Source organism: Agreia sp. Leaf210, from assembly GCF_001421485.1.
GTDB lineage: Bacteria > Actinomycetota > Actinomycetes > Actinomycetales > Microbacteriaceae > Agreia.
This window is the reverse complement of sequence record NZ_LMKK01000001.1, coordinates 1,091,254-1,108,968: the sequence shown is the minus strand read 5'-3', so window position 1 is coordinate 1,108,968 and position 17,715 is coordinate 1,091,254. Positions and strand designations below refer to the sequence as shown.

16 protein-coding genes and 1 pseudogene are annotated in these 17,715 nt (G+C 66.5%); 9 read left to right on the top strand and 8 right to left on the bottom strand.

Annotated elements, in window-relative coordinates:
• Positions 1-19: 19 nt before the first annotated feature.
• A pseudogene (locus ASE64_RS05285) lies at positions 20-322 on the top strand (polyphosphate kinase 2); the annotation flags it as partial.
• Between the two features lie 26 nt (positions 323-348).
• On the opposite strand, the gene ASE64_RS05280 reads toward ASE64_RS05285, so the two are convergent.
• Both ASE64_RS05280 and ASE64_RS05275 read right to left on the bottom strand, forming a co-directional pair.
• Positions 349-1,713, bottom strand: coding sequence for an alpha-hydroxy acid oxidase (locus ASE64_RS05280; RefSeq protein WP_082465908.1), 1,365 nt, complete (start codon positions 1,711-1,713; stop codon positions 349-351).
• Positions 1,706-2,485, bottom strand: a complete 780-nt coding sequence (locus ASE64_RS05275) for a FadR/GntR family transcriptional regulator (RefSeq protein WP_235480500.1) — start codon at positions 2,483-2,485, stop codon at positions 1,706-1,708. The genes ASE64_RS05280 and ASE64_RS05275 overlap by 8 nt, the downstream gene beginning before the upstream one ends.
• 146 nt (positions 2,486-2,631) lie before the next feature.
• Here ASE64_RS05275 and ASE64_RS05270 point away from each other — a divergent pair, with 146 nt between their 5' ends.
• Together ASE64_RS05270 and ASE64_RS05265 are read left to right on the top strand one after the other, a co-directional pair.
• A complete protein-coding gene (locus ASE64_RS05270) occupies positions 2,632-3,159 on the top strand; it encodes a YbhB/YbcL family Raf kinase inhibitor-like protein (RefSeq protein WP_055777525.1) in 528 nt (175 codons plus the stop codon).
• Positions 3,160-3,217: 58 nt separating this feature from the next.
• Positions 3,218-3,832 carry an LppP/LprE family lipoprotein gene (locus ASE64_RS05265; RefSeq protein ID WP_055776784.1) on the top strand — a complete coding sequence of 205 codons (615 nt, stop codon included), beginning with the start codon at positions 3,218-3,220 and terminating at the stop codon, positions 3,830-3,832.
• Between the two features lie 11 nt (positions 3,833-3,843).
• On the opposite strand, the gene ASE64_RS05260 is transcribed toward ASE64_RS05265, so the two are convergent.
• On the bottom strand, positions 3,844-5,271 hold the full coding sequence (locus tag ASE64_RS05260; protein WP_055776780.1) for an HNH endonuclease signature motif containing protein: 1,428 nt from the start codon (positions 5,269-5,271) through the stop codon (positions 3,844-3,846).
• A 121-nt stretch (positions 5,272-5,392) separates the two neighbouring features.
• Positions 5,393-5,683 (bottom strand): hypothetical protein, encoded by a 291-nt coding sequence (locus tag ASE64_RS05255; RefSeq protein ID WP_156351648.1) that lies wholly within the window; start codon positions 5,681-5,683, stop codon positions 5,393-5,395.
• Between the two features lie 114 nt (positions 5,684-5,797).
• On the opposite strand from ASE64_RS05255, the gene ASE64_RS05250 reads away from it, so the two are divergent.
• From ASE64_RS05250 to ASE64_RS05230, 5 genes are all read left to right on the top strand, one after another.
• The gene (locus ASE64_RS05250; protein ID WP_082465907.1) at positions 5,798-6,685 is read left to right on the top strand and encodes an AraC family transcriptional regulator; all 888 of its coding nucleotides are present in this window, start codon (positions 5,798-5,800) and stop codon (positions 6,683-6,685) included.
• 212 nt (positions 6,686-6,897) lie between these two features.
• Entirely contained in the window at positions 6,898-7,938 is a 1,041-nt protein-coding gene (locus tag ASE64_RS05245; RefSeq protein WP_082465906.1) for a substrate-binding domain-containing protein, read from the top strand.
• 87 nt (positions 7,939-8,025) lie between these two features.
• On the top strand, positions 8,026-9,525 hold the full coding sequence (locus ASE64_RS05240; RefSeq protein WP_055776774.1) for a sugar ABC transporter ATP-binding protein: 1,500 nt from the start codon (positions 8,026-8,028) through the stop codon (positions 9,523-9,525).
• Positions 9,522-10,589, top strand: a complete 1,068-nt coding sequence (locus ASE64_RS05235; protein ID WP_055776772.1) for an ABC transporter permease — start codon at positions 9,522-9,524, stop codon at positions 10,587-10,589. The genes ASE64_RS05240 and ASE64_RS05235 overlap by 4 nt, the downstream gene beginning before the upstream one ends.
• A gap of 70 nt (positions 10,590-10,659) precedes the next feature.
• Positions 10,660-13,611 (top strand): DUF5107 domain-containing protein, encoded by a 2,952-nt coding sequence (locus tag ASE64_RS05230; protein WP_055776769.1) that lies wholly within the window; start codon positions 10,660-10,662, stop codon positions 13,609-13,611.
• A 36-nt stretch (positions 13,612-13,647) separates the two neighbouring features.
• Here the strand turns inward: ASE64_RS05230 and ASE64_RS05225 are convergent, their stop codons facing one another.
• From ASE64_RS05225 to ASE64_RS05210, 4 genes are all read right to left on the bottom strand, one after another.
• Positions 13,648-15,366: an MFS transporter gene (locus ASE64_RS05225; protein WP_055776766.1), complete on the bottom strand. Its 1,719-nt coding sequence runs from the start codon at positions 15,364-15,366 to the stop codon at positions 13,648-13,650.
• Positions 15,363-15,755, bottom strand: coding sequence for a VOC family protein (locus ASE64_RS05220; protein WP_055776764.1), 393 nt, complete (start codon positions 15,753-15,755; stop codon positions 15,363-15,365). The genes ASE64_RS05225 and ASE64_RS05220 overlap by 4 nt, the downstream gene beginning before the upstream one ends.
• Entirely contained in the window at positions 15,752-16,558 is an 807-nt protein-coding gene (locus ASE64_RS05215) for an alpha/beta hydrolase (protein WP_055776761.1), read from the bottom strand. The genes ASE64_RS05220 and ASE64_RS05215 overlap by 4 nt, the downstream gene beginning before the upstream one ends.
• A gap of 186 nt (positions 16,559-16,744) precedes the next feature.
• Positions 16,745-16,960, bottom strand: a complete 216-nt coding sequence (locus ASE64_RS05210; RefSeq protein WP_055776759.1) for a hypothetical protein — start codon at positions 16,958-16,960, stop codon at positions 16,745-16,747.
• A 164-nt stretch (positions 16,961-17,124) separates the two neighbouring features.
• Between ASE64_RS05210 and ASE64_RS05205 the strand changes: the two genes are divergently transcribed.
• Positions 17,125-17,697 carry a hypothetical protein gene (locus ASE64_RS05205; RefSeq protein ID WP_055776756.1) on the top strand — a complete coding sequence of 191 codons (573 nt, stop codon included), beginning with the start codon at positions 17,125-17,127 and terminating at the stop codon, positions 17,695-17,697.
• The last annotated feature ends 18 nt before the right edge of the window (positions 17,698-17,715 follow it).

Sequence of the window (17,715 nt, the reverse complement as noted above, 5' to 3'; positions counted from 1 at the left end):
GGCGGCCTACTGCACTCCTGAGCAATACCGCCGATTCCTGCACCAGGTTCCGACCTTCGAGCGCATGCTCGTCGAAGACGGCATCATTCTGATCAAGTACTGGTTCTCGGTCTCGATCACGAAGTGGGAGGACTATTCCCGCGCGAAGGATGCGATGTTCGAGGCGACCGACCCCGCCTACGCGCCATGGTGGACCATTGGGAGCGACGACGAGCGCGCATCCAGAATCAACACCATCAGCCACTTGCTGTCGCAGGTCCCGTACGAGTCGCGTGACCTTGACGACGTCACGATCCCCCTTCGTGGGCGCTGCTCCTCCTGAAGAAGGAACGCCGAATCAGAAGGCGACTACGCGTCGGCGGGCGTCGCCTCGACCTTCTCCTCGGCGGTCTTCGTGATCGCGGGGCGGGATGCGCCGGGCTTGCGTGCCGGAGCCTTGCGCGAGGCGGCCTTCTCGGCCACGGCGGCCGTTTGAGCGGAGACCGCACGCGGAACGAGACGCTGCAGTTGCGTGACATGCGCGGGCGTCAGCTCGTCGATCGACGCGACCTCGAGCAGCTTCATCGTGCGCACGATCTGCTCCGACAGGATCGAGATCGTGCGGTCGACACCCGCGCGCCCTCCGGCCATGAGTCCGTAGAGGTAGGCGCGGCCGATCAGCGCGAACTTGGCACCGAGAGCGATCGAAGCCACGATGTCGGCGCCGTCCATGATGCCCGTGTCGACCATGACCTCGACGTCGCCGCCGACCTCGCGGGCTACGTCGGGAAGCAGGTGGAAGGGAATAGGAGCGCGGTCGAGCTGGCGGCCTCCGTGGTTCGACAGCAGGATTCCGTCGACGCCGAGGTCGGCGAGGCGCTTCGAGTCAGCGAGGTTCTGCACTCCCTTGACCACGATCTTGCCCGGCCACATGCCGCGGATGGTCTCGAGGTCGGCGAAGTCGATGGAGGGATCCATCGCCGAGTCGATCAGCTCCCCGACCGTGCCGCCGGTCGACGACAGCGAGGCGAACTCCAGCGGGGGAGTCGTGAGGAAGTCGTACCACCACCATGGCCGGGGGATCGCGTTGATGATGGTGCCGGCAGTGAGCTGCGGGGGAATCGAGAAGCCGTTGCGCTTGTCGCGCAGACGCGCGCCCGCCACGGGAGTGTCGACCGTGAACATCAGGGTGTCGAAGCCCGCCGCCTTGGCCCGCTCGACGAGGCCGTACGAGATCTCGCGATCACGCATCACATAGAGCTGGAACCAGTTGCGCCCGTTCGGGTTCGCCGCCTTGACCGATTCGATCGACGACGTGCCGAGCGTCGAGAGAGTGAACGGGATGCCCGCGGCTCCGGCGGCGCCCGCACCCGCGATCTCGCCCTCGGTCTGCATGAGCCTGGTGAAGCCGGTGGGAGCGATACCGAACGGCATGGCCGACGTTCCACCCAGGATCTGTGTGGTCGTGTCGAGCTTCGACACGTCGCGCAGGATCGAGGGGTGGAACTCGATGTCGCGGAAGGCCTGACGGGCGCGACCCAGCGAGATCTCGCCCTCGGCCGATCCGTCGGTGTAGTCGAACGCTGCCTTCGGAGTGCGCCGCTTGGCGATGGTGCGCAGGTCGTCGATGGTCAGCGCGCCCTGCAGCCGACGCTTCTTGCCGTCGAGCTCGAGTTTCTTGAACTGCATCAGCGGCCGCAACTCTTTGGGATTCGGAAAACGGCGTTCAACCATGGAGTGTCCTCTGTTCGGATGCGGCGATGAAGTTCGTCTCGGTGTAGTACCCGGTGATGTGCGCGGTCACCCGCGTGCGGGCGAGCTCGGCGTCGCCGGCCTCGATGGCCGACACGATCGCCCGATGTTCGCCCCGTAGGCGGCCGGATGTCTCGGCCCACGACGGCAGGTTCGGCGCGCCGGCGAGAACATAGCTCTCGATCGAACTGCGCAGGCCCGCCATCATCGAGGCGATCACGGCGTTGCCCGAGAGCTCGGCGAGCGCGAGGTGGAAAGCCGCGTCGAGCGCGAGGAACTCTGCCCCGGACACCGGGCCATCGGCATCCATCGCATCGAGCAACTGCGCGGCGACGCCGAGATCGAGAGGGGCGGAGTCGGCGGTGTCGCGGGCAACCAGCTCTGCGAGCTCGGTGACCACGGCGGACTCGAGCACGAGTCTGGTCTTCACGACGTCGCGCACATCGAATCCCTGGGCCGCGACCTGCAGGCGCATCAGAGACGACATGCCACCGGATGGGCGGGCGACGATGATGGCGCCGGACTGCGGGCCCGATCCCGTCTGGGTGCGGATGAGTCCGAGAACCTCGAGTACGCGCAGCGCCTCTCGCACCGATGAGCGGCCGACTCCGAGTTCGCTCGAGAGAGTGCGCTCGGCAGGGAGGTGGTCGCCTGGAACGAGGCGCCCCGCGAGCAGATCGCCTTCGATGTGCTGGAGGACGACCTCCCACGCACGGCGGGAGTCGATGGGTGCCGACGCATCGATGTCGCTCACGTCGCTCCTTTGCTCGCCGGATGCCTGTGGTCAGGCCGTGTGGTCAGACCACAGTTTACGACGGCTGTGTATCCGTGTCCAGACGCACCGAATATTCAGACGGCGGGGCTAGCGTGGGCATCCCCATCTTCGAGAAAAGGACTCTCATGAGCGCGAACCCCTACGACAGCCTTCCTGTTCTTCCCTCGTTCGAGGTGACGTCGAGCGATGTGCGACAGGGCGAGAGGCTCTCCGACCCACAGCTGGGTGAGTCGGCCGGCGGCGCAGACGTGTCGCCTCAGCTCAGCTGGTCGGGCGCACCCGAGGCGACCAAGAGCTATGTCGTGACGGTCTACGACCCCGACGCGCCCACGGCATCCGGATTCTGGCACTGGGCCGTGTTCAACATTCCGGCCGATGTGACGAGCCTCGCCGCGGGCGCGGGAACGCCGGGCAGCAGCATGCTGCCCGAGGGCGCTGTGACCCTGCCCAACGACGCCGGAGTCGCTGGCTTCGTCGGCGCGACGCCCCCTCCCGGACACGGCGACCACCAGTACTACTTCGTTGTGCACGCGGTCGACGTCGAGAAGCTCGATATTCCCGAAGACGCGACGCCCGCCATGCTGGGCTTCAATCTGTTCTTCCACGGCATCGGTCGTGCGGTGATCAGCGCTCCGTACGGGGTCAGCGAGTAGCGCCCGGTGACCACCGAGGCGGGTGGACTCGAGTGGCCACGCGTAGGAGGCTGGAAGCATGATGAATGAGAAAACAGCCCAGCCGCGGTCGCGAAAAACCGCCGCCCGCGCATCGACCGGCCTGGCTCTCGTGACACTCGTAGCCGCATTGGTGGCGGGCTGCGCGACCACCGCAGACGCAGGCTCGACCGCTGCAGCACCCTCGCCATCATCGAGTGGAAGTGCCGCGGAGACGCCGACACCGACACCGTCTCCTGACGCATGCGGCCCGGCCACCGGCCAGGAGGCCGCAGCTGCCGGCATCGCAGCGCTCCCTGCTCCGGCCGGTCTCGAGAGTTCGCGCTGGGATGCCGCCAACGCCGACTACAGCGGATACGACCCGTGCGCTCCGCTGTCGTGGTCGCTCGTGACGCTGGAGAACGCCACGGGCAGCAGCCCCACCGCGATCCTCCTGTTCCACGATGGTGCATACCTCGGCACGGCGACCGAGCAGGCTTACGGCTTCACGCCCGCGGTCGAGCGCACGGCCGACGATGCGATCAGTGTGACCTATCGCTTCACGCAGGGCATGGAGTCGAACGCCGAGGCCTCCGGCCGCGCGGTCGCGACCTACACGTGGAACGCTACGACCGACTCCGTCGAGATGGCGGGCGAGCTTCCGCCAGCGGAGTAAGTCGAACCCGCTCACCAGGGATCTGCGGCGCGCTGTTTCGCCGCCGGTCTCGGCGTTCGGTGTGGGTCGATCCACGCGGGCGAGATGATGTGCGGTTTGCCGCGGATCATCGTGAGTTGCCATGCCGACGTGTGGATCGTCGAGTGGTGAAACGCGCAGAGCAGAGCCATATTGTCGACGTCGGTTGCGCCGGCTGCGAAGTCTGTGCCGACCCAGGGAATGACGTGATGGGCCTGGCATCGAGAGGGCGGATGCTGGCACCCGGGGAAAACGCAGCCGCCGTCGCGGGCCGCCAGTGCTCGGCGCTGTTTGCGCGTGGCGATGCGTCGCGTCTTGCCGTGGTTCAGGATCTCGCCGTCGGCACCGAAGAGGCTCACGATCGTGTTGCCCGTGCACTGCAGCATCGCCACAGTGCTTGAGGTGATCGGTTCGGAGCTGCCGTCGATCCAGCCGACTCCTCGACCTAATTCGAGGTCTCGCGCCGTGACATGAACGTTGACTGTGGGCGGCGCGCCGTTGAGCAGTGATGCCGATGGTGACCCTGCGCCCATCTCGATGAGAGTCATCACGGCGTCGAGGAGTTTCTGCTCGTAACTGCGTTCTTCGGGCGGTGTTGCCGCAGAAACCTCCGCTTGGTCGATGCCGTCGCTTGCCGGCACCTCGGGATCGGCCGTGCGAGGGCTCATGATCGAGTCGACCGCCGTCAGGAATACTCCGAGTTGCAGTGGTGGAAGTGCATATCGACCGCGGGCCATGCCATCGGAGCCGACTCGTGGATGGCTGAACCCGCGCAACTGCTGTTTCGCCTCATCGCGTGGCTCGGCACCGTCGGGGTCGAGATTCTCTCGGATGCGTATGGCCAGTCGAGTGATGTCGTCGACCGTGTAGAGCCTCACGGGCGACGTCTCAAGGGCGGAGTCGGCGAGGGGGAGCGACACCGTCGCGGCGTCGACGAGGTATTGCTCGGCCTCGTCGAGCCTCGTGTTGAATGTGGTACCGGCGGCCACCTCGGAGAGTGTGCGGCAGATAACCGCTGCCGTGTCGGCGCCGATTCGGCCGGCGAAAAAGGCACGTTCTACCACCGGGAACCGGCTGGGGCAGGAGAGACCGGTGTTGGAGAGGTGGGATCGAATCTGCCGACCGAGTTGCACCCGTGATGAGGCCGTTCGTTCAGAGACGTTCGCGCTGGCGGCCAGGAGTTTCTTGGCCGTGGGAAAGGAATTTCGATAAGCCAGTCCGTCGGCTCCGAGTTCGCGCCGGGACTCGGCGTCGACTTCAGCGGCAACCCAGATGCGCGCGGCATCGGCAACGACACCCACCCGCTCCCACGCACTCGCCATCTCGAGCAGCTCGTCTGTGGCGGGGCTGCGCCGGTCGGCTTCGAAGAGCTCGCGAAGACGGTCGACGATGTTGTCGATGGTCGCGGTCTCGAGGTCCATAAGAGAAGTCAAACACCGACCACCGACATCGACTTGCCGATCGATTTAACCGCTTCATCAGGGATTTATCCTGTGGATAACTCAGTGAGCAGCCACCGTGTGGAGGAGCAATGCAACGAGCTCAATACCGCCACGGGCGCGTGAGGAACAGCACGAGCATGCCCGCCAGGGTGAGCAGCATGATGGAGCAGACGACGAGGCCGACGATAGCCAGGGGGAGTCCCGGAGTCGTCCCCCGGGCGCGTCGTACTCCGGCTATCCCAGCAAAGAGTCCAAGGAGAGCGCACACCCACGCGGCGATGGTGAATCCGAAGACGAAGACAGGAATGGACGCAACTCCGGCGGCGAGGGAGACTACGGCCGAGGTGATGTTCGGCTTCGATCGTCGCTGGGCAGGGGGAGATTGCGTCATGGCCACAGAGTAGGGGGTCAGGGGCGCAAACGCGCCACTCCGACGTGCGCCCGAACTGGTCCGCAATGTGTCGCGGATTGCTGTTCCGAGCTGAAACGCCCGCGACCGCCTAGTATGGCGCGCGTGCTGATCCGCGATGGCTTCCCCGGTCAGAGGTTGCGCGTGCTCCCGAGGCCGCGGGTCGTCGAGGCGCTTGCCGAGCCGATCACGGATCGGCTGTTGGTGACGGATGCCGGGCACTTTCCGCACGCGGCGGCCCACGGCCGGTCACGCCCTCGCGGCGCCGACGAGGTCGTCGTCATCCTCTGCACCGATGGAACGGGGCATGTCGAACTCCAAGGGCAGAGATTCGGTGTCTCACCCGGTGACGTCGTCGTGATTCCCGCCGGGATTCCGCACAGATATCGCGCCGACCCGCTCGACCCCTGGACGATCTGGTGGATGCACGTCGTCGGTCTCGACAGCGACGCGTTCGTCGCGGCGATCGCCGGCTCGTCGGCGGATTGCTCGCCGGTGATGCCGGCCCACGATCCCTACGCCGTGCGAGGCGCGCTCGAGCACGTCTTGGTGTCTCTCGAGCGCGACGATACAGTCGCCAGTCTCCGCTCCGCATCCGGTGCCGCTTGGGGTGTGCTCGCGCAACTCGCGGCCGACCGCGCTCGCGGAACCTCCGAGGCGGGCGACCCGATTCTCGCCGTGCAGGACTATCTGCGCGAGAACCTCGACAGCACCGCGAGTGTGGCGGAGCTCGCCACGATGGCGGGGTTCAGCGACTCGCACTTCTCGGCACGGTTCCGGCAGGCGTCGGGAACCAGCGTGGTCGAGTATCGCAAGCGTCTTCGGAGTGCGCGTGCGCGTGAGCTGCTGATCACGACGAACGCGTCGGTCGCCGAGATCGCCAATGCGGTGGGCTACGACGACCCCTTCTACTTCTCGCGTCACTTCCGCGCGATCAACGGCGCGAGCCCCAGTCAGTACCGGGCGGCGTTCCAGGATCGCTGACGCGCATCGGGCGATCCCCACGATGCAAGACGACACGAGTCAGAGAATCGTCTAGGTGATTGCGTCGATTTGTGCTCAATCCACGGGCGACCCCAGTCATATCGTTTAGGTGCGGCACGACCGTCGGCATGGCCGACCCGCTTCCGCCAGCACCGCACAGGTCACCCTCCGGCTCCGTTGCCGGCCAGTCAAAGAAGATGAGGAAATCACGGATGAACAGTCACACAGCAACGCGCTCGTGGAAGCGGATTGCGCTAGTCGGGGCCGCCGCCGCCGTGCTGGCCCTCACCGCATGCACCTCGGGCATGGAATCGAGCGACACGTCGACGGGCGCAGCCGCGGGCCCGAAAGACGGACCGCTCACCATCGCCTTCCTTCAGAAGCAGGGCGACCAGCAGTACTTCATCGACGAGGCGAACGGAGCGAAGGAGGCGGCGAAGGCCGATGGCGACATCAGCATCAACGTCGTCGACCTCGGCACCGATTCGAACAAGGCGATCTCCGAGGTCGAGGCCGCCATCGCACAGAAGGTCGATGGCATCATCATCGTCGTACCCGACCAGCAGATCGGCCCGCAGGTCATGCAGCTCGCCAAAGAGGCGGGCATCCCGATCATGGCTGCAGACGACACGATCGAGGACGCATCCGGCACAGCCGCTCCGTTCTCGGGCTTCGACGGCACGTCGATGGGCGAGAAGGTCGGCGCCGAAGCGGCCCGTCTCTACACGGAGGCAGGCTGGACGGCAGCAGACACCCGCATCCTCTCGGCCTACAAAGAAGACCTCTCCGTCTGCACCCAGCGCGTCGACGGCGCGGCCAGCGCCTTCGCCGAAGCGGTCGCCGACGGTCCCGAGATCATCGACATCGGAACCGACAACTCGGCCACGGATGCTCAGGACAAGGCGGGTGCCGTGATCACGGCCAACGCCGGCGTGAAGAACTGGGTGGTCTGGGGTTGCAACGACGAGAGTGAGACGGGTGTCGTCACGGCCCTGCAGAACTCGGGCGTCTCGCCCAACAACATCGTCGGAGTCGGCCTCGGTGCATACCTGACCTGCAAGGACTGGAACGCCGGACAGGAGACGGGCAACAAGTCCGCGCTGTTCATCTCGGGTGTCGAGGTCGGCAAGGCCGCGGCGACGTCGATGATCGATCTGCTGCGCAACGGAACTGCCCTGCCCCCGGTCTCGATCGCCAACACCGAGATCGTGGACGCCACGAACTGGGAAGCCAAGGGCGTCGTCTGCACCTAGCAGCGAATCGAGGCGAGGGCGCCGCACACTCTGTCGCCCTCGCCTCGGATCGCCGCCCATTCGGCCAGCAACAACAAAGGACATGCAATGACGCACGAACCCATCGCTCTCCGCGCGACAGGCATCACCAAGAGCTTCGGCCCCGTTCGCGCTCTGCGAGGAGTCGAACTCGAGCTGCGCAGCGGCGAGGTCACGGCCCTGATGGGTGAGAACGGCGCCGGCAAGTCGACGCTGCTCAAGATCCTGAACGGCGACTTCCGGCCAGACGACGGTGTTCTCAGCATCGACGGCGTACCCACCGTCTTCGGCGATCCGGCCGACTCTCGCGCCGCCGGCCTGCGGGTCATCGCGCAGGAGCCGGAGATCATCGCCGCGGTCTCGGTGGCCGAGAACATCTTCGTGGGCAGTCTCGGGTCTGTCGCGTACAACCGCAAGGCGCTGCTTCGGCGCACGCGCGACGAACTCAAGCGCTGGGGTTTCGACCGCACGATCCGGGCGGAAGCGCTCGGTTCCGAGCTCTCGCCCGCCCAACGGCAGATCGTCGAGATCATGCGCGCGGTCGTGAGCAAACCCCGGATCATCTGCTTCGACGAGCCCACCTCCTCGCTGGGCGACGACGAGGTCACACTCTTGTTCGCTCTCATCCGCCAGCTGCAGGCCGAGGGCATCGCGGTCGCCTACGTATCGCACCGCATGGGCGAGATCTTCAAGCTCGCCGACCGCATCACCGTACTTCGCGACGGTTCCTTCGTGGGCACGCAACTCGTCGCCGAGACGAATCACGACGAGCTGGTGCGCATGATGGTGGGCCGCGACCTCAGCCAGTTCTTCCACCGCGAGCCCGCACCCCTCGGCAAGACCGTTCTCGAGCTACGGAACGTGGGCAACCAATACGTCGACGGCATCGACCTCACGGTCAGAGCCGGCGAGGTCGTCGGCGTCGCCGGACTCGTGGGTGCAGGGCGCAGCGAGTTGATGAAGACGATCGCCGGCGACTATCAGGTCGCGACCGGCGAGATCGTGGTCGACGACCACGTCTGGCGAATCCGGCAACCCGCCGACAGCATCCGGGCCGGCATCGGCTTCGCCCCAGAAGAACGCAAGGCCGAGGCCCTGCTGCTGCAGCGGTCGGTACGCGACAATGCGGCACTCGTGGTGCTCCGCTCCCTGTCTCGCTGGATCTTCGTGAGCAGCCGGGCCGAACGCGCCCTCGCCAAGACCTACATTGATCGACTGCGCATCCGCACGCCCTCAGCCGAACAGATGGTGGGCAACCTCTCGGGTGGCAACCAGCAGAAGGTCGTGCTTGCCCGATGGCTCGCCACGACACCCAAGGTGCTCCTTCTCGACGAGCCCACTCGAGGCATCGACGTCGGAGCCAAATCCGAGATCTACGCGATCATCGACGAGCTCGCCCACCAGGGCGTGGCCGTGATCGTCGTCTCGAGCGAGCTCCCGGAAGTGCTCGGAGTATCGGACCGCATCTACGTGATGGCGGCCGGTCGCATCTCCGGTGAGCTCACTCGTTCCGAAGCGAGCGAAGAACGCATTCTGGCCCTTGCGATGGACGAGGACGTCGCCGCATGAACACCGTCAGCCGAAAGGACACCCCCGTGCTCTCTGCACAGACCGACACCCGACCACCCGCCCCGAAAGAGCCGGAGGTCGAACGCGTCTCCGCGTTCAGACGTGTCATCACGACCGTCGGCGTGCAGAACATCTCGCTCATCTTCGCCATCGTGCTGGTGGTCGCCATCATCGGCATTCAGAACCCGCTCTTCTTCACCGTGCCCAACCTCAAGGTCATCGGCACGGCGATCGCGATCGTCGGGTTGCTCGCGGTGGTGCAGACCATCGTGATCATCCTGGGTGCGCTCGACATCTCGGTGGGATCGATAGCGGGCCTCGCCTCGGTGACGTCGGCCATGATCTTCACATCGACGTCGTCGGCGGCGATGGGCGTTCTCGGAGCCGTCGCGATCGGCGTGGTCTGTGGGCTCGTCAACGGGTGCATCATCGTGTTCGGCCGGGTCAACCCAGTGATCGCCACGCTCGCCACGTTGGCCGCATTCAAGGGAATCGCCCAGCTCATCTCCGATGGTCGGGCGCAGGGCTACACCGGGGCAGACCCCTTCTTCGTCTTCCTCGCCCGGGGAACGCTGCTGGGCGTGCCGACGCTGATCCTCGTGCTCGTCTTGGTGGCCGTGCTCGCGCACGTCGTGCTGCGGTACACCACGATCGGTCGCAACATCTACGCCGTCGGAGGCAACAACATCGCGTCGCGACTCGGCGGCATCAACATCAACCGGTACATCATCGGCGTGTACATGGTGACGGGTGCGGTCGCTGCGATCGCCGGAATCCTGATCACGGCCCGCACGGGTTCGGGCCAGCCGATCTCGGGCTCCGAGGGCCTCGAGCTGCAGGCGATCACTGCCGCAGCTCTCGGAGGCGCCGCGCTCAAGGGCGGCAAGGGCGCGATCGCGGGCACCATCCTCGCCGTCATCCTGCTGGGCGTTCTCACGAACGGCATGACACTCCTCGGCGTCAACACCTTCTGGCAGAACGTCGCGCAGGGCACCCTGCTCGTCGTGGCAGTGGTCATCCAGCAGCTGCGATCGGGCGAGCGACGCATCGGAATCCCCGGCTGATCCAGCGGCGTCTGAACCGCACCCCCAACCGCATCACCTCCGACTGCCGACATCGAATGAGGCGCACGAAATGACCGTCGAAACGACCATGCCCGCGGGCTCCGATCCGTCGCCCGAGTACCCGGGAGCGAAGATCGTCCTCCCCGAGGCGCCGAATGCGCTGCGGCCCGAACTCGAGGCGGGCCGGCCCATCGCGTGGAGCGAGCCCCTCAGCATCCGCACGTACGAGACCGACGAACCCAGCGCGTACCCCATGTACCTCGACCGGAGGGTCTATCAGGGCTCGAGCGGCAAGGTCTATCCGATCCCATTCACCGAGCACGTCTCCGATGAGGCGCACGATCGGCAGTGGCAGGCCGTTCACCTCGAGAACGAGTACGTGAGACTCGTCGTCTTGCCAGAACTCGGCGGGCGCATCCACATCGGGTACGACAAGACCACCGGCTACGACTTCTTCTACCGCAACAACGTGATCAAGCCTGCTCTGGTCGGTCTGGCCGGCCCCTGGGTATCGGGCGGCGTGGAATTCAACTGGCCGCAACACCACCGGCCGGCCACGTACCTCCCCGTCGAAACGACGATCGAGTACGGCGACGACGGATCCGTGACCGTCTGGTGCGCCGACCACGACCCGTTCACCCGGATGGTCGGGCAGCACGGGGTCCGGCTCCGGCCGGGCAGCAGCGTCGTCGAGTTGGCGGTACGGCTGCACAACCGAACGAGCGAACGCCAGACCTTCCTCTGGTGGGCGAACGTCGCGGCGCGAGTGAACGACGACTACCAGTCGTTCTTCCCCGACGACGTGCGCTACGTCGCCGATCACGCCCGTCGGGCTCTCACCGCTTTTCCGGCGGCGGACCGCCCCTACTACGGCGTCGACTACGCCGCGCTCGCCGAGGCAGAACCGGGTGCCGATCGCATCGACTTCTACCGCAACATCCCCGTGCCGACCTCCTACATGATCGTCGACTCGCAGCAGGACTTCTTCGGCGGCTACGACCACGCGGCAGGCGCGGGCTTCGTGCACTGGGCGGAACGGCGGCTCTCGCCCGGCAAGAAGCAGTGGACGTGGGGCAACGCAGCCTTCGGTCATGCGTGGGATGCGCAGCTCACCGACGACGACGGCCCGTACGTCGAGCTCATGGCCGGTGTGTTCACCGACAACCAGCCCGATTTCAGCTGGCTCCTGCCCGGCGAGACGAAGGTCTTCACCCAGTACTGGTACCCGCTTCCCGCGATCGGGGCGGCTCACCAGGCGACACCGGATGCCGCGGTGCACGTCGAGCGAGGCGCCCGGCCCTCGGCCAGTTTCGCCGTCACGTCGCCGCAGGAAGGCGCGACGCTTCGGGTGAGCGACGGAGAGTCGATCACGGCATCGAGAATCGCAGACCTCGCGCCCGGCACACCGGCGGTGATCGACTTCGATGCTCTGACCGATTCCACGGTGGTCGAACTCCTCGACGCATCGGGGCGGTCGCTCGTGCGGTGGTCGCAGACCGTCGTCGCCGACGAGGAGCCGTGGGTCGCCGACGAACCGCTCCCGCCATCCGAGATCGAGACCGTCGAAGAGCTCTATCTCACAGGTCTGCACCTGAGTCAGTTCCGGCATCCCACACGCTCACCGCTCGACTACTGGAACGCAGCACTCGAGCGCGATGACGGCGACGTGCGCACGAACCTGGCGCTCGCCGATCTCGAGTACCGAGCCGGCCAGTACTCGAGCGCACTCGAGCGGGTCGACGTGGCGTTGGCCCGGTTGACCCGTCGCAATGCGAACCCGCAAGACACCGAGGCGTTCTACCTCGCCGGCCTGATCTCGCAGAGGCTCGGCCGTGTCGCCGAGGCCGAGGCGTACTTCGGCAAGGCCGGCTGGGACGGCACCTGGGCTGCGGGCGCCGGATATGAGCTCGCTGCGTCGCTCTCGCGTCGTGGTCGTAACCGCGCAGCGCTTCGCGTACTGGATTCGTTGCGGTCGGTCGCGGCCCACGACAGTCGCCGTTGTGTGCTCGAAGCCATCGTTCTGCGCCGCGTCGGCGACACCGCGCACGCGGACTCTCTGCTGCGTGAGCAGCAAGTGCTCGAGCCGGTGAATCCGACCATCCGCACGCTTCTCGGAGGGGCCAATCTCACCGACCCCGGTCTCGCCTTCGACGTGGCTCTCGAACTGAGAGCCGCCGGCGACGTCGCCGGAGCACTCTCCGTTCTCGACCGTGTCGCCGCCTTGCCGGCCACAGCCGCGGGCAATCTGGTTCCGCTGGCTCACTACGTGGCGGCCGGGCTACTCGAAGAGAGCGGTCTGGCCGCCGATGCCGCCGAGCAGCGCAGACGGGCCAGACAGAGCGACCTGACCCGAGCGTTCCCCTACGGCCTCGATGCCCATGACGCGCTGGTCGCGTCGCTCCGGGTCGAGCCAGCGGATGCGACGGCCCGGTTCCTCCTCGGAATGCTGCTGTTCGCACACGGCCGGCGAGAGGATGCCCTCGACGAGTGGGAGTCCGCGATCGAACTGGGGCTGCAGCATCCGGTGCTGTTGCGCAACGCCGGCCTCGCCGCCTACAACGTCGCGCACGACGACGAGACGGCCTGGCGTCGCTACGAACAGGCGGTCGAGCTCGCCCCGCAGGACGCGCGGCTCCTCTTCGAGCAGGATCAACTGGCCGCCCGGCTCGGTCACCCCGCCGAGGAGAGGCTCGCCCGACTTCGAGCGCACCCCGATCTGGTGCTCAGTCGAGACGACTTCACAATCGAGTATGTCGGTCTGCTCGTGGCGGGCGGACTCGCCGGAGAGGCACTGGAGATCCTGCGCTCGCGCGAATTCCATCCGTGGGAGGGCGGCGAGGGCCAGGCCATCCGCGCCTGGGACTCGACGATCGCGGCGCTCGGCCTCGAACAGACAGAGCCACCCGCCAGCCTGGGCGAGGTGCGTGCCGAGTATCAGGCACCCCAGGCCGTTCGGGAAGACGGCGTGACCGACTACTTCGCGACCAGCCATCCCGAGCTGCTGCTCTTCGCGCGGGAGTAGTAGGCCAGCTCGTCGATCGTCTCGATCGGTCGCCGCTTAGGGAGAGGTCCGTTTCGCACTGGCAGGGTGCTGGTGGTGCGGGAGGGCGGCCGAGACGAGGTGCTCGACCGTCGGGGGCGAGGCGGAGAGCCTGCGTGCCGCCTCGACGATCTCGGTGTCGTAGCCGGTCGTGCGGTTGTGGTGCTGGCTGAGATGCTCCTGCCACGAGCCGACGTGGAATGCCTCGACGAGGAAGCCGGGACGCTCGCGGTCGTCGTAGACATCCCACGATCGGGCTCCCGTGCGGCGCCTGCTCTGTTCGAGCGTGCGCATCGCGGCGAGGAATGCCGCCCGATCGCGATCGGCTATCTCGTAGCGCACGATGACGAGCGTGGCACCGGCCGGGTCGAGTTCGTGATTGACGGCCGGAGCCGTGGGCGCAGCCGCGGCTGCAGCCGCCTCGTCGGGACTCGCGTCGTCATCGCCAGGCAGCGGCGTAGCCACCGGCGGAATGTCGGTGATGGGCATCGGCAACAAAGCACGGCTCTTGTCGGCGGTGGGGTGCAGCGGCCAGATGAGCAGCATGGCAGCGCCGATGACCACCAGGATTCCCGCGACGGCCATAGTGTGCGCGGTACCGAAGACACCACCGAGTGCACCGATGATCGCGGCGCCGAAGGCCGTTCCCCCGAAGAGCACGAGTTGATAAACCGAGAGTCCGCGGGTGCGCACCCAGCCTGGTAGGAAGGCTTGAACGGTGCCGTTCAGGGTGGCGATCACGCCGATCCACGACAGGCCCACCAACACGAGCACCGGGAGGGTGATCCAGAGCGTCTGCGACAGCGCCGTCGCCGCGATTCCGGTGCCGTACGCGGCACTCGTCGCGATGATGAGCCGGTTGGTGCCCAGGGCTGCCCGCGCTTTGGGAATGATGAACGCGCCGCCGATGGATCCGACTCCGAGGGCGGCCAGCAGGATTCCGTAACCGTTGGAGTCGAGCGCGAGCCGACTGCTGGCGAGCACGGGCAGAAGAGCCCAGAGCGCGTTGGCGGGCATGATGAAGATGAGCAGCTGAAAGTAGATGCGACGAACGACGGCGGCGTGCAACACATATCGCAGGCCGGCTCGGGTCGCCGACATGAACGGCTCCCGGTCTGCGGTCGGCGGCGTGTAGCCCTTGAACAGGATCAGCACGAGAAGCAGTCCGGCGAAGCTCAGGGCATTGAGGGCGAAGACGAAGGGGATGCCCCACGAGCCGATCACGACGCCGGCGATCGCTGGTCCGATGGCTCGGGCGACGTTGACGCCGATCGACGAGAGAGATGCCGCATCCCCCACGAGAGGCTTCGGTACGACACCGGGGACGAACGCCTGGTACGCGGGTAGTTGGACGGCCGAGGCGACTCCGAGCGCGAAGGTGAAGGCCAGCAGCAACGTCGGCGTCATGGCTCCGACGGCCGTGAGAACGGCGAGCCCCGCGGCTACCAGCGCCTGAGCCGACTGCACGCCGATGAGCAGATGCCGCTTGTTCGCGAACTCGCCGAGCACCCCGGCCGGGATGCCGAACAACAGCACGGGCGCGGCGGAGGCCGTCGAGACCAGCGCGATGATGGCGGGCGAGGCGTGGTCCTCGACGAGGAACCATTGGGCGCCGACCGTCTGCATCCAGCCGCCGATATTGCTGACGACGTCGGCGATCCACAGCCACCGGAAGATCGTGACCGCGAGCGGTGCCAGCGGCCCCGTCGGTGTGGATACGGCTGGCGCGACGCTCATCCCGCGGGCCCGGGTGCCACCGTCGTCGCTTCGATCTCTTCGCGGACGCAGAAGAGGTTGCCGAACGGGTCGATGAGCTGGCAGAGCCTCTCGCCGGTGAACACGGTCTTCGGCCCACGATGCACGACGGCGCCGTGACTCGTCCACTCCGCGACGAACGCGTCGACGCTGTCGACGGTCCAGTAGGCGGCGACCCCGGAAGGGCCGGAGCTGTCGTAGTCGTCGGCGCGATGGATGGTCAGGCGAACCCCGTTGACGAGGAAGGTCACCAGTTGACTGGCCTCTACGGCAGGCTTTGCGCCGAGCCGTTCCGAGTACCAGGGCACGGCCTTCTCGAAGTCATCGACGAAGTAGAAGACGTTTCCGACTCCGCTCAGCGAGCTGCTCATCGCAGTGCGTCTGCGAGGAACGCGAGCGAACCGTGCAGGGCCTGCGGCAGGTAGCCCTCGGCATGATGGGTTCCAGGAACCAGCTGCAGCGTGCTGGCGACCCCGGCCGACGACAGGGCGTTCTGCAGCCCGGCGGCATCCGACACCGGCACGAACTCGGCGAGCGAATTGGCCAGGTACACGGGCCCGGTCTTGCTGGTCACCCGCGCCGTGGTGGATGCCCCGGCCAGGGCCGAGCGGTCGCCGCCGACTTCCTGAAGGATCACCCAACGGAGGAAGGCGTCGTCGCGGCCCGTCTGGTTGATGTCGGCGCTGCGCATGGCGTCGAGATCCTGCGTCGTCGGCTCGGCGGCCGTCGCGTCGGTCGCCGCGATGATGCCCGCCAGGTCGAAGATCCCTGACCAGCTCACGGCGGGGCATCCGGTCTCTATCGCGGCCTCGACCACCAGGTTGCCGCCCGCCGAGCCGCCGAAGAACGCCACGCGTCCGCGATCGAAAGCGTGCTCAGAGGCGCGCGCCCACTCGGCGGCCGCGAGGACATCCTCGCGGCCCGCAGGAAAGACGTTGTCGGGTGCGAGTCGATAGTTGGGAACGAAAACCAGGTAGCCGGCCTCGACGAGGAGCGACGCCAGCACCTTCTCCTTGCTCTTGTTGCCGCGAAACCATCCGCCGCCGTGCACGAGGATGATCGCCGCGCGAGTCGCGTCATCCGTTCGCTCGGCGTCTTCGTAGATGTCGAGCAGATGCATCGGGTCTGAATCCGTGCCGTAGGGAACATCGAGTGTGATGAGGGGAGCGGCCATGAGCGTCCTTCTTTCGGCGGATCAGTACTGCGTTTCTTACGGGCCGGGTTGGAACGCCTCGACACTATGACGAAGAAAAGAAAGCAGGCTAGTACTGCTGGGATCAGGAACGCGCGCTCATTTAATGCGACGGCCCGGCCGCGCCGAAGTCGGCGGGCGGCACCGCCACCGCGGTGGAGCGAAAAGCTACTTGAGAACCGAGCGCCGGGCCGAGACCAGCAGCACCACTCCGTAGCCGAAGGCCCATCCACCGACCCAGGTGAAGGCATGCAGCCAGCTGGGGCCGCCGTTCATATCCCAGATCAGTCCGCCCGCGAGAAACGCGATGCCCATGACCATGAGGGTCACGGCGATGCTGCGGAGTGTGTTGGTCGAGAGTCTCAGACCTGTTTCGTTGCGCATGACTTCCCCCGTCTACGATTCGAATCTGGTCACGATCATAGAAGACGCTCGCAGAAGACGCTCGGCACAGAACGGGTGGCCCAAGGCAGCATGATTGTGAGATGACGTGGCGACAGTGACTCACCCGGCTGGGCAAGCCGCTGGTTGCTTCTCTCGCCCGTGTCGTGCGGGGAGACGCTGAGGGCGGAGCGCTCGCGCCCGAGCCGCTCGATTCGGTTGAGCGTCGGGCTGAAGCGGCCGACGAGGCCGCGGACGCCGAGATCGTCCGGAGAATCGACGCCGGCAAATCGGCAGTTCCGACGTGGGGGATCCCACCGTCGCAGATTCCTCCCCGAGTGGAGCTGCTGCGCGGGCGCTCATCGATCGAACTCAGAACGGGAGCCCTAGGCGCGGCTAAGCGAGTGCTTGTGGGTTACGCGATCGTGGTGACGTTCTCGTTTCTCACGGGCGATGACAAGCTCTTGGTCGCCCTCTTCGCGGTGGTCGCTCTCATTGCGGGCGCCGTGGTATTCGTCAGAGCCCGGGGCGACTGGATCACGCGTTCGCGGCAGGAGCATGCGGCAGGCTATACGGTCTGGCGTGAGGGAGAAGTGCGAAGACCGCAGGTGGATCCCGAGACGGGCTTCGAGATCCGCCCGGCCGGGGCACCACAACTCACGAAGCACGAAGAGGCCGAGGCTCTCACGCGCGTGCGCGACATCGCCCGCCACCTCGAGAGGCGGCGCTGGAGGAAGTAGCGCCGCTGGCCTTCTTTA